The 15,796-nt window shown below is 39.2% G+C and carries 13 protein-coding genes; 12 read left to right on the top strand and 1 reads right to left on the bottom strand.

The window, feature by feature from the left end:
• Positions 1-7 precede the first annotated feature (7 nt).
• The 12 genes from PROCOU_RS06510 (at position 8) to PROCOU_RS06460 (ending at position 11,560) form a co-directional block, all read left to right on the top strand.
• Complete coding sequence (locus tag PROCOU_RS06510; protein WP_036070667.1) at positions 8-700, top strand: YveK family protein; 693 nt, start codon at positions 8-10, stop codon at positions 698-700.
• Positions 687-1,343, top strand: a complete 657-nt coding sequence (locus PROCOU_RS06505) for a CpsD/CapB family tyrosine-protein kinase (RefSeq protein WP_036070663.1) — start codon at positions 687-689, stop codon at positions 1,341-1,343. Before PROCOU_RS06510 ends, PROCOU_RS06505 begins: the two co-directional genes overlap by 14 nt.
• A complete protein-coding gene (locus PROCOU_RS06500; protein ID WP_036070661.1) occupies positions 1,330-2,709 on the top strand; it encodes an O-antigen ligase family protein in 1,380 nt (459 codons plus the stop codon). Before PROCOU_RS06505 ends, PROCOU_RS06500 begins: the two co-directional genes overlap by 14 nt.
• Positions 2,702-4,051: a polysaccharide biosynthesis protein gene (locus PROCOU_RS06495; RefSeq protein ID WP_051994247.1), complete on the top strand. Its 1,350-nt coding sequence runs from the start codon at positions 2,702-2,704 to the stop codon at positions 4,049-4,051. Before PROCOU_RS06500 ends, PROCOU_RS06495 begins: the two co-directional genes overlap by 8 nt.
• Before the next feature lie 137 nt (positions 4,052-4,188).
• A complete protein-coding gene (locus PROCOU_RS06490) occupies positions 4,189-5,499 on the top strand; it encodes a nucleotide sugar dehydrogenase (protein WP_051994246.1) in 1,311 nt (436 codons plus the stop codon).
• Entirely contained in the window at positions 5,468-6,601 is a 1,134-nt protein-coding gene (locus tag PROCOU_RS06485; protein WP_036070657.1) for a DegT/DnrJ/EryC1/StrS family aminotransferase, read from the top strand. Before PROCOU_RS06490 ends, PROCOU_RS06485 begins: the two co-directional genes overlap by 32 nt.
• Positions 6,598-7,815, top strand: coding sequence for a glycosyltransferase family 4 protein (locus tag PROCOU_RS06480; protein WP_036070655.1), 1,218 nt, complete (start codon positions 6,598-6,600; stop codon positions 7,813-7,815). Before PROCOU_RS06485 ends, PROCOU_RS06480 begins: the two co-directional genes overlap by 4 nt.
• A gap of 3 nt (positions 7,816-7,818) precedes the next feature.
• Positions 7,819-9,024 (top strand): glycosyltransferase, encoded by a 1,206-nt coding sequence (locus PROCOU_RS06475; protein ID WP_036070653.1) that lies wholly within the window; start codon positions 7,819-7,821, stop codon positions 9,022-9,024.
• Positions 9,021-9,746: an oligosaccharide flippase family protein gene (locus PROCOU_RS16465; RefSeq protein ID WP_051994245.1), complete on the top strand. Its 726-nt coding sequence runs from the start codon at positions 9,021-9,023 to the stop codon at positions 9,744-9,746. The genes PROCOU_RS06475 and PROCOU_RS16465 overlap by 4 nt, the downstream gene beginning before the upstream one ends.
• The gene (locus PROCOU_RS16460) at positions 9,715-10,452 is read left to right on the top strand and encodes a lipopolysaccharide biosynthesis protein (RefSeq protein WP_051994244.1); all 738 of its coding nucleotides are present in this window, start codon (positions 9,715-9,717) and stop codon (positions 10,450-10,452) included. Before PROCOU_RS16465 ends, PROCOU_RS16460 begins: the two co-directional genes overlap by 32 nt.
• Positions 10,421-11,047, top strand: a complete 627-nt coding sequence (locus tag PROCOU_RS06465) for a sugar transferase (protein WP_036070651.1) — start codon at positions 10,421-10,423, stop codon at positions 11,045-11,047. Before PROCOU_RS16460 ends, PROCOU_RS06465 begins: the two co-directional genes overlap by 32 nt.
• A 54-nt stretch (positions 11,048-11,101) precedes the next feature.
• Positions 11,102-11,560 carry a hypothetical protein gene (locus PROCOU_RS06460; RefSeq protein WP_036070648.1) on the top strand — a complete coding sequence of 153 codons (459 nt, stop codon included), beginning with the start codon at positions 11,102-11,104 and terminating at the stop codon, positions 11,558-11,560.
• 349 nt (positions 11,561-11,909) lie between these two features.
• Here the strand turns inward: PROCOU_RS06460 and PROCOU_RS06455 are convergent, their stop codons facing one another.
• Positions 11,910-15,776: a leucine-rich repeat domain-containing protein gene (locus PROCOU_RS06455; RefSeq protein ID WP_036070645.1), complete on the bottom strand. Its 3,867-nt coding sequence runs from the start codon at positions 15,774-15,776 to the stop codon at positions 11,910-11,912.
• Positions 15,777-15,796: the final 20 nt, after the last annotated feature.

Below are 15,796 nucleotides of genomic sequence, written 5' to 3'. Positions count from 1 at the left end.
GCTTTTGTTGGAGACGAACATATTTAGGAATTATATTAATAAACTTTTGAAACGTTGGTATCTTATCCTCTTCTTTTCTTTATTCTTCATATTTTGTGTCCATTTGGTGAAATCAAATTTTATAGACACAGAATATGAATCTAGTATCGAGCTATTGGTTCTGCCATCAAGCGATAAAAACAAGGAAGCTAATGAAACCGATGAATCTAGTGTGCGTGTTAGTATTCAGTTAATGAATACTTATATGAATATCATACGTAGTACGAAAGTGTTGGAAGATGTGAAAAAAGAGTTAGATTTAGGTGGATCTGTGCAACAATTGAAAAATAGTATAACAGTGTCCAGCAATGAGAATTCTTTATCGATGAATATAACGGTAAAGAGTAATGCGGCAGACAAATCGAAAGACATTGCGACTACAACTGCGAGAATTACACAAGAACAAATTAAGAAATATTTCACAGGAAATCAAATGGTAGTTTTAAACACAGCTGTTAAAGGTGTGCCTATATCTTCGAATATATACTATGTGGTTGCCGGTATTATGGGTGCGTGGGTTGGCATGATTTACATTTTCATTGAACTATTATTAACACGAAAAATTCGTGATGAAATAGATATTCAGCAATTTGGTTTTCCTGTTGTCGGTATAATTGGGTATTCTAAGGAGAAGGGAAAGAAGCCATTTGATAAGAGATAAACTAGCATTGAATCGATTGGATACTTTTTATTCTAATAAATTTCGTGACTTGCGGGTGAATGTGGAGCATCGATTAAAAAATAAGAAAGATCATATTATTGTTATTACATCTGCTAATCAAGGGGATGGAAAGAGCTATTGTGCTCTTCATCTAGCACTTGCGTTTGCAGAAGCTAATAGAAAAGTACTTCTTATCGATTATGATTTACATCGCTCACAGCTCTCTAAAAATATTTATTACGGATACCATGGCGTTTCTGCGATGTTCAACGACCAACTAGCACTGGAAGACGCGCTTATCCCTGTTGGTGAAAATATTTCTTTTCTTCCAAGTGGCTATACTTCTTTAGACCCCTCTGTTGTTGCTAATTCAAAGCAAATTTATAGTGAGATCAATCGTTGTGCAGCTGACTATGACGTTGTATTGATTGATTCACCACCTATTAATTTTTCGCCAGATACGAAGTTTATTATCTCAGAATTCAAGAACTTGTTATTCATTATTGGAGCTAATCATACGCAAACCTCTGAGGTCACAAAAGCCTTTGAACAGATGCAACTCATTAATCCAACCATTTTAGGATTAGTACTTAATAAAAAACAATTTTCTAAAAAAGAATACAAGCGCTATGAGTACAAATAAACTTAAGAATCCTACTTTAATAAAATTTTGTTACATCGCTATCGGTGGGGCATTGGGTATACTAGGTGCATTACTTCCATGGATGTATGCAATCATTCCTCTGCTGTGTATCGGTATTGCTGTTTATTATGTGGATATTAAAAAGATAGTTGAGATTCTATTCTGGGTCGTTGTTGTAGCGATGTTCCTAGGGGCATATTTATCTGTTCCAGGACATGAAAGTATCTATCTCTTTAGGCTTTTGCTACCGATACATGTATTTTTACTGCTTATAACCCAAGATTTTGACATCGAAAACTTAAAAAAATATCGCGCCTATTTTATATTATTACTACTATATTTCGTTGCAAGTATCCTTTCGCTTTGCTGGGCGGGGTCTGTAACATTGGGAATTCGATACTCTTATTTCATTTTTGAAATTTGCTACTTGTTTGTTATCTGCTTTTATCATTTAAACTCAGAGAAACAATTTATGCGCCTTTTTCAATTGATAACCATCTTTTTTAGTCTTAATTTGGTTGTGGGGATAATTGAAACTATACTAGGATGGCATCTTCCTCTTTCAGGATCGAATGTATATATTACGACTACTAGCCAATTTCAGCCTACTGGATTTTTGTTTAACACGAATGATTATGCTTTATTATTAGCTATTCTCTACCCGGTAGCAGCCAACTATCTTTTAGAGTTTAAGCGTAAAAATCTAGGTTTAATTTTATACATTGTCGTTACTGTGATGACTATTTATGTTGTTGTTTCGACCTACTCTAGAATTGGTATGTTAGCTATAGGAATCAGTATTTTGACCATTTTCTTTTTTCAATTTAAGGAAAAAGGTATCATCATATGTCTTCTTCAAGCACCCATTTTTCTTACGATAGCTGTATTTAGCTCTTTTGGCAAAAATTTAACGGATATCATCTACTCATCTTTCACAGGCAAAGGCACCTCAACATCTGCGCGGGGGCACTTATATGAATTATTAATACAAATTATACAAGATAGTCATTTTATAGGGATTGGTGCAGGTAACGTACCAAGACAATTAAATACATTGCTGATTGGTTATGCGGAGGATAGTTCTGAGGCCTACGTAACCGGGCACAATTTTTGGTTAGAAACGATAGGAAATATTGGCGTTATTGGTTTTATATTTTGTATCGGTATTTTCACCCTATATATTATTCAACTACTGTACATGAAAAGCTCTGGTAAATGGCATCTTCCATTGCTGATATGGATTTCATTCATGGGTGCATCCATTGCTTTGAGTACAATTTTAGAAAAACGATTCCTTTGGTTTATGATTGCATTTGGAATTTGCTATATTAAATACCATAGTAAAAAGGAGATACGCAATGAATAACATCAATCAAAATAAGAAACGAACATTAATTATTGGTGCAGGAGAAGCGAGTGAACTGCTCATTCCTTATTTTCGAACACATAAGGGAAATTCACTTATTTCTATCGGGCTATTAGATGATCGTGAAGATATTCAAGATCGTCTAGGCGTGCCGATTTTAGGAAAGCTTCGAGATATCAAAGAGGTTGTTCACGAGTATTTTATTGAACATATCATTTTTGCGATACCATCTTTACAAAAAAATATCAAAATAGACATTTTAGAAATGTGCGCTCAAACAGGTGTACAAACAGAAGTTATGCCTGATATTGCAGCGATTGTAAGTGGCGAAGGATCTATTCAAACCATGCAAAAACTAGATTACGCTGATTTACTAGGTCGAGAAGAAGCGCAGTTGGATTATGAAGCATTAACTCCTAAATTCCGTGGAAAAAGAGTGTTAATTACCGGTGCGGGTGGTTCTATAGGGGGAGAGTTAGTACGTCAGTTGGCAAAATGTGAACCGGCAGAAATTCTTCTTTTAGGTCACGGGGAGAACAGTATTTTTAATATTCATCAAGAAATGCGCATGAAAACACAAATTCCATTAGTTCCCCTGATTGCAGATATTCAAGATAGAGAGAGGCTTCAAGCTATCTTTAATAATTATAAACCTGATATTGTGTATCACGCTGCGGCACATAAACATGTGCCGATGATGGAAGACAATATCGGAGAGGCCATTAAAAACAATATTATCGGCACTCAAAATTTAGTAGATATGAGCGTGCAATGTGGTGTAGAGCGGTTTGTTATGATTTCTACAGACAAGACTGTAGATCCAACTTCTGTTATGGGTGCATCAAAAAAGATCGCAGAGTGGGTTGTCCAGTCAAAAAATAATGATCGTAACGCTGGAATTTACTCTGTCGTTCGTTTCGGAAATGTGCTGGGAAGTCGCGGTAGTGCGATTCCACTTTTTTGGAAGCAAATTAAAATGAACCAGCCAGTGACCATTACGCATCCAGATATGGAACGCTATTTCATGACCATACCAGAGGCGAGTCAACTCGTAATTGAGGCTAGCGTCTTAGCTAAAGGTGGAGAAATTTTTGTGTTAAAAATGGGAGAACCTCAAAAAATAGTGGATATTGTTCATAAATTAGCTATTTTAGCTGGGAAAAAAAGAAGTACTGTTCAAATTAAATTCATTGGGATTAGAGACGGTGAAAAAATTAAAGAAGAGCTTTTTGAAGCAAGTGAATTTACAACAGGAAAGAATCATTTAAATAAATTTTACTGTGGAGAAGTAAGCATTCCCAAAGCTATTTTAAATATTAAAAAATTGGCAAAAACACTTTAATCAAGTAACAGAAAGTGATTTACGTGTTCAGTTATTTGATTTAATAAATGCTAAATAATGAGAATAAAGGAGAATATATAAAATGCAGAAAATTCGTTCTATTGATTTAATGATGGAAAAAATACACATTAAAAAAAATGACAGTGGGGGTTATTGGCTTAGGCTATGTTGGTTTGCCGCTTGCGATGGAATTAGTAGAAGCCGGATATAAGGTGGTCGGAATCGATATTGATTCACAGAAAATTAACAGCTTATCTGAGGGGAAATCTCATATTTTAGATATCACAGATTCTCAAGTAAATAATGCTATCCAATCCGAGCAATTTCAGGTGACATCTGATTTTCAAGTTTTAGGTGATTTGGATGCCGTTAGTATCTGTGTACCCACACCATTAAATAAGAATCAGGAGCCCGATATTAGTTATTTAACGTATACCGCGGAAAAAATTGAGCGATATTTGGACAATCCGTTACTCATTATACTGGAGAGTACTACGTATCCGGGCTCTACACGAGAAATTTTTGCGGAACGTCTAAATCAGGCCGGAAAACATATGGATGAAGACTATTTTCTTTGTTTTTCACCAGAACGTGTAGATCCTGGGAACAGCAAATTCCAAACGAAAAGTATCCCGAAAGTCATCGGTGGCTTGACTCCTGCTAGCGCCCAATTAGCAGAAAAATTATACGCCTCTGTGCTAGATGAGGTCGTTGTTGTTAGTTCGCTTGAAACAGCAGAGATGAGCAAGCTGTTAGAGAATACATTCCGCAGCATTAATATTGCTTTTGTAAATGAGATGGCGTTGATGTGTGAACGAATGGGGCTAGATATTTGGGAAACCATTGATGCGGCTGCAACGAAACCATTTGGATTTATGCCGTTTTATCCTGGTCCAGGTGTTGGTGGGCATTGCATTCCGTTAGACCCTATGTATCTCCACTGGAAGGGAAAACAAAGTAAGTTTTTTAATAAATTTATTGAGACAGCTCAGGAGATTAATATGAATATGCCATATCGTGTGGTGGATAAAATTCAAGATGCCTTAAATATCCAAGGAAAATCACTGAATGAGGCGAAGGTCTTGTTGGTTGGTGTGGCATATAAATCAGATATTAATGATGTACGGGAATCGCCAGCACTTGATGTGTATGAAATTCTGAAAGAACGTGGAACCGTGATTTCCGTGCTGGATCCGTTTGTACCTTCTTTCAAAGATAGAGACGATCAAGTTGTACCAGTGATTCAGTCCCAGTCATGTGCTTTCGAACAATATGATTGTGTCGTTATTTTAACGAAGCACACGAAGTTAGACTATAACGGCCTATTAGAAAGCAGTAAAGCCATTGTAGATATGCAACATGTGTATAAAGATATTCAGGCGAATCATATTTATAGAATAGGTGGTGGCGTGCTTCATGAACCAACGAATCTTACTCTCACCACCTGATATGTCAGGAAATGAATTAAGCTATGTTGAACAGGCTTTTCAAGACAATTGGATTGCACCAGCTGGACCTCACATAGATGCGTTTGAGGAAGAAATAGCTACTTTTGTTGGCGCAAAATATGGTGTAGCAGTCTCATCTGGAACGGCTGGATTACATTTGGCACTTATCGTAGCGGGTGTTTCTACAGGTGATATCGTTTTATGCCAGAGTTTCACTTTTGCAGCCTCTGTCAATCCGATTATTTATCAGGGAGCAACGCCGGTATTAATTGATTCGGATCAGGAGACATGGAATATGTCAGCTGATTTACTAGAAGAGGCTTTCAAGAAAGAAGTAAAGGTCAGGGCGGTTGTAGTTACGCATATTTATGGACAAGTCGCCGAGATGAAGCGGATTAAAGCTTTATGCGCCGAATATGGTGCGTTCTTAATTGAAGATGCTTGTGAATCGTTGGGAAGTACGTATGATGGTAAACATTCAGGAACAATCGGTGACATTGGTGTGTATTCCTTTAACGGCAATAAAATTATGACGACATCTGGTGGGGGAATGGTTGTCACAAACCATGTCTTGGTGGCCAAACAGATAAAATATTTAGCCACACAGTCAAAAAGTCAAGCACCGTATTACCTTCATGAAGCTGTGGGCTATAACTACAGGCTAAGTAACGTGCTCGCTGGTATTGGTAGAGGCCAACTGCAGACGTTGGACAAGAAAATCGTGAAGCGACGTTGTATTTTTGAAGACTACAAGCAGGCGTTTCAGGACACATCTGTTCAAATGATGCCACTTGATCAGGAAAATGTTCAATCAAATCGCTGGTTGTCTGTTGTTTTATTAGAAAATCAAAATCCGCTAGCTGTGATGAATTTTCTGAATGAGCAAGGGATTGAGAGTAGACTGACTTGGAATCCGATGCACCGCCAGCCGTTTTTAAAAGGTGTTTCCTTCTATAAAGCGCAGGAACAAGCAATTTCTGATTATTTATTTGCTAGAGGGTTGTGCTTGCCATCGGGAAGTAACTTGAGCAAAGAGGATCAGAACAGAGTTGTAGAGCAAATGATTTCTTTTTGTGACAATGGAAAGGAAGTTCCCTATTGAAGATTTTGTACATGCATCAATATTTTGCAACACTGGACAGTTCGACTGGGACGCGTTCGTATGAATTTGCGAGAATCTTACAAGAGCAAGGGCATGAGGTGGAAGTTCTAACAGGTGATTCCCAATTAGGATCTCTCACAGAGCAACAAACGACTCGCTTTGAAACGTATGATGTGGATGGTATTACGGTACATGCTATTCGTAATCAATATGAGAATCACTTTGGCAAATGGCGTCGAATTTGGGCATTTTTGCAATTTCTTTTCTTAGCGTGTTTATTCCGAGTAAAGCACCGTCAATACGATTTGATTTTTGCCACGTCTACGCCGCTAACGATTGGGATTCCAGCACTCTTCTTAGCTTGGAAAAGTAAAGTGCCATTTGTATTTGAGGTCCGTGATTTATGGCCTGAAGCACCGTATCAATTAGGGTATATTCAAAATCGCTTTATTTACCGCACACTATGCTATTTTGAGTCACATATTTATAAACGAGCAACACATATTGTGGCACTTTCTCCAGGAATGAAAGATGGCATTATTGCTCGTGGGGTGATGGAGAAGAAAGTCAGTGTGATTCCTAACAGCGCTGATTTAGCACTATTTGATGTAGCACCCACAGGGAAAATACGAGAACAATTTCAGCTACAGAATAAGTTTATCTTGGCGCATGTAGGTTCTATGGGTGTTATTAATGGATTGGATTATTTGATAGAATCGGCGCGTTTGTTAGATGAACAAGAGCGAAAAGATACCGTTATTTTACTTACTGGTGATGGCGGAAAACGCGCTGAATTAGAAGCTTTGGTAGCAAAGTACGCACTGAAGAACGTTATTTTCACCGGAAAAGTTCCTAAAAAAGATATTCCAGCCCTCATAGCGGACGTCGATGCGACGATTATGTCTGTGAAGCATCATCCCGTTTTAGAGATGGCTTCGCCTAATAAGTTCTTTGATTCGCTTGCTGCTGGAAAGCCAACACTTGTTAATTGTAAAGGCTGGATGAAAGAGCTGATAGAGACGTATCAAGCGGGGATTTTTGTTCGCCCAACGGAACCAAGTGATGTGGTACAGGCGATTGATGTATTGAAGCTAGATAAGAGAAATGACTTCGGAGAGAATGCCTATCGTTTAGCTGTAGAAAATTTTGATCGTCGTACGCTAGCTAAGAAATTAGAGCATATTCTAAAAGAAGCGATGAAAGCGAGAGAATAGAGAATGAAAGTTTTATTTGTGGTATCGACATTTCCAGCATTATCCGAAACCTTTATTTTAAATCAAATGACAGGCTTTTTGGATGCTGGTCATGATGTGACTATTTTAGCGATGTCAAAAGTAAATGGAAAAGCACATCCCGATGTAGTACGTTACGGCCTTATGGATAAAGTTACGTTTGTGAATGTGCCGAAATCCATAGGACAAAAGCTTGTAAGGGTTACACAGCATTTTGTTAAGAACCCTATTCGAACAGTGCAGCTACTCAACTACTGGCGCTATGGGAAATTTATATTTAGCTTGCGGCCACTTTTGGCAGAGAAATATATCAAAAATCAATCGACATATGATGCCATTATTGCGCATTACGGTTCGAACGGTTTGTTACTTAGTATTTTAGAGTCTGAGTCTGTGACGAATCGTTTTGTTTTTTTTCATGGCAATGATGTAACAGGCTTTGTGGAGCGTTTTGGAAGTGAGATTTACCAACCGTTATTCCAATCAACCATCACACTGTTGCCTATTAGCCGTCTATGGGCTAAGAAAGTGAAGGAATACGGCGCAGCGGAACATCGGGTTCGTGTGCATCATATGGGGGTTGACTTAAATAAATTTACACCAGTGACGCTACCTTCCCAGTTTGAAGAGACGATTCAGCTACTTTTAATTGGGCGTTTGACAGAGAAAAAAGGCATTGATATAGCGATATCAAGTACTGCTCGTTTAAGAAGTAAGGGATATCCTGTAGAGCTGACAGTTATTGGTGATGGTGAGAAGAAGCAAGTGTTGATGGCACAAGCTGAGGCTTTAGGCGTGAAGAAGCAGGTTCATTTTACAGGTTGGTTGACACAAACCGAAGTACAACAATCCATTCAAAAGGCATCTATCATCTTACAGCCGAGTCGGGTTGCAGAAAATGGTGATATGGAAGGTATTCCAGTTTCATTGATGGAGGCCCTAGCAAAAGGAAAGTTGGTCATTTCTACGTATCACAGTGGTATTCCTGAACTGGTAGAACATGAATATAATGGTCTATTAGCGGTTGAAAATGATGCTATGGCACTCACTCATCATATTGAAAGCATGATTAGAATGACAGATACAAATCGACAGCGTATGTCACGCAATGCTATCCAAAAAGTGGCAGATGAATTTAATATTGAGACACTAAATCAGCGATTGATGGAAATGTGTGAAGTAAAAGGATGAATACGACAATCAAGCGATTTTTCTATTTCACGTTAGGTCCAATTGCCGGAGCGCTAGTGAGTTTTATTACGATACCGCTAACAACGTATTTCGTTTCACCAGAAGAGTATGGAAAGGCGAGCATGTTTATTTTAGTACAGACACTTTTAACCGCCTATCTTTACTTAGGATTTGACCAAGCATACGCACGAGAGTACCATGAACAGTCTGATAAACGTTATTTAATTCAGAACGCTATATTTATTCCACTTTTGGTTGCAACAGGTTTGAGCAGTTTGTTTTTGCTATTTCGGGCTGATTTTGCTGATTTTATATTTTATGATGCGGAAGCTGTTGTTCCGATTATACTACTCTGTGTCAGTATGTTTACACTGATTTTTGAACGCTTTTTTCTGCTTTCGATTCGAATGAAAGAGCAGGCGGCGCTATATTCGCTGTTGACGTTTGTCATCAAAGTGTTTATCTTAGTAGCGACACTTGCCTTTATTCTGTCAGGAAAACGCGATTTTTCAGTGATTATTTATGGTACTTTAATTGGACAAATTGTAGGTGACTTGCTTATCATTGCATTTTGTGCACGATTGCTGAGCCTTAAACATTTTTCGCTTGATAGAAAGCTCATTAAAAAATTATGGGTTTTTGGTTTTCCGGTTTTTATCGCTTTTTCGATTGAAGCTATCTTTAATACAAGTGACCGCTTTATTATCGGCTTTTTTTTCTAATTATGCAGAACTCGGTTTGTACACAGCGGCGTTTAAAATTGCAAGCTTACTTAAAATTATGCAATCGAGCTTTACTAGCTTTTGGATTCCAATGGCGTATCGCTGGCAAAAAGAGCAGAAACAAATGGCTTATTTTCAATTTGTGGCAGATGGTGTCACAGCATTGTTTGCTTGTGTATTCTTACTCATTTTGCTTTGTAAAAATGCCGTCTCATTGGTGTTCACAACAGCGTATGCGGATATGATTTATATTTTCCCGTTTCTTTGTTTTGTCCCCATTCTGTACACAATTAGTGAAACAACGACACTTGGAATTGTTTTTAGTCGAAAAACATATTTGAATATCTATGTTTCTATCGGGGCTGTGCTTACTAATATAATATTGGCTGTATCGCTTGTCCCAACGTTTGGAGCAAAGGGAGCCGCACTTAGTATCGGCATCTCCTACTTTATTTATTACTTCCTACGTACCATTTTGTCTAATAAGCAATGGGAAGGGATTCGTATGACAAAGCAACTCATCACCATTGGTATTTTATTTATGGCCGGCTTTTATAATACTTTTTTGGTGTCCTATAGTTGGCTCGTGAACAGTCTCTTATTATTGACTGTGATCATCCTTTATCTTCCACTGATTAAAAAAACAGTATCATTAAGAAAAGAGGGAATTTCTCTTGCAATACATTCAAATCAAAAGGATCACTGACTTCATTGTTGCTTTGTTGGCGTTAGGAATTTTAATAGTACCGATATGTTTCATTTATATTGTTGTCAAAGTTGGTATCGGAGGCAGCGCTTTTTTTCGGCAAAAACGAGTGGGCAAAGATGAATGCATTTTTACAATCTACAAATTTAAAACAATGAGAGATACACGAGATATTCAGGGGAATTTATTACCTGATGCAGAGCGAATGACGAAATTAGGAGAGTTCTTGCGTAAAACAAGCGTGGATGAACTTCCTCAACTGATTAATATTATCAAAGGTGATATGAGTTTTATTGGTCCACGGCCACTTTTGGTAAGTTACCTAGATCATTATACAGATTATCAACGGTTACGGCATAACGTATTACCAGGTTTATCGGGTTATGCCCAAGTCAATGGGCGAAATGCGATTAGTTGGGCGGATAAATTTGAGTTAGACATTTTTTATGTTAAGCATCTATCGTGTAAGTTAGATTTAAAAATACTCCTCTTGACTATTAACAAGGTTATTTTTCGTGAGAATATTTCGGAGTCAGGTCAAGCGACGATGACAGAATTCGTAGAAAATCATCAGCAACATGACGCTAAGGAATAACGAATAATACAGCAATATGATTTATAAAGCAACACTGTCTAAGGAAGGAATTTTATGATGTATTTAATTGGTTTAGCAATCATTATACCTATGTTACTATATGTATTGTTTCTGCAAAGAAGTAATAAGAAGTTGAAACATATGATAGGGAAACAAGTCGATGAAATCGAAAAATTAGATAAAACGCTCTTTTTTTTGAAAAGGAAGCACATGGATGTAGAAGAATTTACAGGCTACCAAGGAATGGCTAAACAACAAATGATGTATGAACAAGAAATTATTGACCAATTTCGCAAACTAGAGCGATTACTAGTGGATCAAAGGATGGGTAAGTGTTCTTTATTCGCTTGCTTCGTCTGTTTACAAGAACAGTTAGGAAATATAGAAAAGAGTAGTACATTGGAAATTCGTCAAATGATAGTAGAAGCACGTCAAATTCATGTATTAAGTAGCAATAAGTATGTACGCAAACGCGGTAGATACCAAGGTGTGGTTCCTAGATTATGGATATAGCTAGAGCATCAAACCGATTAGTGTTTTTAATTTCATGTGCTACGCATTGTTGGGACTGTTCGACATGAAGTGAGTTACAGTCCCAATATGCATGCGAGTATGCAATCCTTCCAAATCCATTGAACACAAACGCTTTCGCTCGATTTGTGTCTAGCATAATCTTCGTCTTATCCATATAAAGGGTAGGGCGATTTTTAGCTTGTTTTGGGAGTTTGTCTCAACCTCTAGATTTTTTATGAGAGAACCTTTTATTATAAAATTTTCTTAAGTCTTGTCATGAGCTATTAACAGTATTAAAGGCGTAGAAGTTGAAAAGTCAAAGAGTTCTCTTAGCTACTTTGTGTATTGGTTATTCTTTTTTCGGGCTAACGACACCAAAATAAATAGCTTCCTGTTGTTTTTCTAGAAAAGGTGCCCATTTAGAATGGTTGGTATTTATTTTTGTTTTATTGTCTACTAAGGTCACAGGCATTTTGGAACGCACTGTTTTCCCATCGGAGGCAATCCCCCACACTTCCACCTCATCTGTTATCGAATTAATCTTTCCTTTCATCGCTGCTTTATAAGTGCCCGAAGTATCCAATGTCAAGTGGTTGGCTCGTTTTCCATTCACATAAATATCGGCAAAGGCTACTTTAGCTCCGGCGTTACCTGTGAGATAGGAGTCATCAATCGTATAAGGATTAGCAGAAATGGCGTACGCTTGATCGGTGATATCGACAGCTATCCGGCTACGTTCTTTTCCTTGAGCATCATAGCCTACGGCCTCTACTTTGGAGAAGATGGATGGGATACGATCGGACATACGCGCAGAAAAAGCACCATCGTTTGTATCGACTTGATTGACTACTTTACCATCGACTTCCAAAGCGACGTGGTGAATCCACTCACCAACTGTCCCATGTAACGTATGAATACTCAGGTCATAGGTAGGGATACTCAAAGCATAGCGTGTGTCTGAGATAGTTACAGCTGTTGTCTGCCGGGGTTGTTGGAGTACATCGAGACTACTTGCCTGTAAGTCATCATCTACCGATGTGACATACGGCGCGACATTGGCTTGGAAAGCGCCTGTATGAGCAGATGTATCCAAATTATTGATGACTTTCTGATTAACCGCCATCTGAACCACACTGACAAGCTCGCCGACAGTTCCTTTCACTTTGGAATCGCTTGGTAGTACGAAGGGATTTGTTGTCATCGCAAAACCTTGGGCATCCTCTAACATCACTTTCTTACTGAACATCACGTGTCCTTCTGTATCGAGTGATTCAACCCATACTTCTTGGAAAACTGCATCGTTCAACCATTTTCGAATATCGCCACGAAATGTTTGTTCGGTGACGTCTAGCACGCACTTGATATCCCCATCTACGCGAACACGCACTTTTTTCACGTGATCGGATAGCGTGGTCCCCTGTAATTGCTCGCTGTTTCTGACATCATACGGATCCACCGTTAACTTAAACCATTCAGGGTTTTGAAGGGGGCTGTACATGACTTTGTAGTGATAGTTGCCATTGGTGCCCATGGTGTTTTGAGCGACGATGACAAAGTCTTCGATATCTCCATTTTTTAGCGCCTCATGTGTGATAGTAAAGGTGCGATGGTCCGCATCAATGGTTCCTTCCGTAATCAAGTGATTGTCATTGGTAAAAATAGCTTCCGTGGTCCCTTGATATAGAGCCACGTGCGTGACATCTTTCCCGAGCGAACCGGTGACCGTGCCAGATGCTGTATCCCACTGTAGGTTGGCGATATTATAATTAAACATATCGGCTTCTCGCTGTTGTGCTTGTTCGGTTTCCCAATTGTTGGTTGGTAAGTGATGCAGGACATTCCCCGAATGGTGACCTGCTTTTTCATCGACAATCACGGTAGGATTTTTAGAATCCCATGTATTATTTCGAATCATGGATGTATTGTGTTGGCCACGTATGGCAATGGGTGCGTACACTGTCTGATTTATCGAAGACATATCCCCGGTATAACCGATATAGCCGATGTGATTATCTAGTATTTTGGTGGACAGATTACTATCATTGACTGCAATTCCAGCGAGTTGCACAGAATTGGCCATTTGGGTGCCGATGGTATTGTGTTGCACCGTGACCCCATCTGTGTTTTTGATGGCAATGCCACCATAAAAGCCGGTGCCTTCGGTCGTAGGCTGAATGTGATCGACGTGATTGTTGCTAATTTCACCGTTCGAGTAGCCAACTTCATCCGATCCTGGGCCTTCTGGTGTTTTTCGTGTTGCCCCCCACAGCACAATTCCCGCTTGGGAAGGTTCTTCTAGAGATCCCCCCCATTTTTTAATATCCTCCTGTTGATTCACTCGGTTTTCGGTAATGACGACATCACGAGTAGGGTAGTAATAGGCAGGAGGATAATTTTGTCCACCGGTGATAATGGCTTGTTGGACGTCGACAATTGTATTGGCAACAATGTGATAGTCCTGCACAGAGTGGCCATCGATGCCTTCATACGCATTGTCCAGAACAACGTTGTGCGAAATCGTTCCTTGATGACTGACAGGATAGCGAATTTGATGGGTGTGTCCTGGATTATTGACTCGCATTTTGCGCATCGATTGGCACAGGTTGTAGTTTTGTTCTGGTATATTAATCGACTTCATATGACCGATGGTTTTTGTTAAGGTACGGTGGAGCGTCATGTTGTCCACCGAATAGCCGATAATGCCGTCATAGCCCATATTGACGACGCGCATCGCATGGTTGGCATCCGAGACTTCTGTGCTCCCTTGGATGATTACGTTTTTGGCTAAATCAATGATAATCCCGCTACCCGTCATGTTTTGAATCGTCATATCTTCGATGACGATGTCGTGTAAGTAGTCGGTATCGCTTGGAGCTGTAGGGGAGTCTCCTTCCGTGTAGTGTCCTTTGACTGTGATGCCGTTTTGCCTCTGATGTGCGGCAGCATCTCCTTTGCGACCATCTAGCGTGATTCCGCTGACGCGAGAGTAGCTAGCCATATCAATCATCGCATCGTAATAGGAGACGCTGTCTCGTGTTTCGATGGGCTCTATTAGAAAATCTTTTATAGCACGTATGAGTGTCGTCTGGTTGCCTAGTAAGCTTTGACCTTCCTCTAGCTCAATTTTGTTCATCAGATGCCATTCCCCATTGGGGAGAGAAATACTGCCCTTGTGATGGTCGGCATTGAATGGTTGTTGCGCTACTAAGGCAATCGCATCAGCAATCGCCTGACTGTTATCTTTTTTTGTTAGCTCTGCATTACCAGGTGCCAATAAATAATCGGTATCATTGAGTATTTTCCCATTAGCATCTTTGATAATTAATGGAGAGTTTGAAGATGCCTTCTTTTTTTGTAGCGTAGCTGTTTTTGATGGTTTGCCGGCAGCTTTATATTGAACAAATACAACAATCGCTGGATTTTTTTTCTTGTCACGGTATTGCAGCTTGCTTTTACCAGGTTGCCCCCACATCACCGCTTGAATCTTTGTGATGTCCCCGCTGCCTTGGACTACTTGGGGAGAAAGCAGGCGCCCTGTTGTATCGTACACTTTTGGAGCGAAAACACGTCGACCCGTTTTGGTTGCGCTATCTTTGACGATAGTTTGAGCATGAGCCTGAAACGCGGTTGTATTGGTGACCGGTAAATCTTTTAACGGACGAAAATCGGTAATTTGATTTCCTGAGAGAATGAGCTTCTCTAGTTGCGTCAATCGTTGTAAAGAATTAATATGTGTAATTTTATTGTGAGAAAGGTCCAATTCTTTTAGCTTTTTGGCTGAAGCAAGTGGCGCTAAGTCTGAAATGAATTCATTTCGTAGCGTTAATTTCTCCAATTTTTTTAAGGGCTTGAGGGGAAAAATATTTACAATGCGTCCACCTTCGTTTCCTTCTAAGGCGAGTGTTGTTAATCCAGTTAATTGGCCAATACCAGTTAAATCTGAAATCGGTACATCCCGTGTATCTGTTAACGTCTTGATTTGACTTAATTCTTTTGGTGTCACTGTTTTTGTTAAATCGATTTCTTGTGTTGTTTGTTCTGGATAGAGGCTTACATACACCGCTTTCGCTAGTGCGCTATCTGGAAAGGCCGTTTGAAAGGTTAAGGTCTTTTCGCTCTGTGTTGTGGTGGCATGAGTGAGGGGCTGAGGACTTATAATACCAAGTATAACTAGGACGCTAATCATGATACAACTCACCATCATTTTAATTTTCACTGTTATGTTCCTCCATCGTC

Source organism: Listeria rocourtiae FSL F6-920 (assembly GCF_000525975.1).
In the GTDB taxonomy this organism is placed as follows: domain Bacteria; phylum Bacillota; class Bacilli; order Lactobacillales; family Listeriaceae; genus Listeria_A; species Listeria_A rocourtiae.
This window is presented reverse-complemented; position numbering and strand designations above follow the sequence as displayed.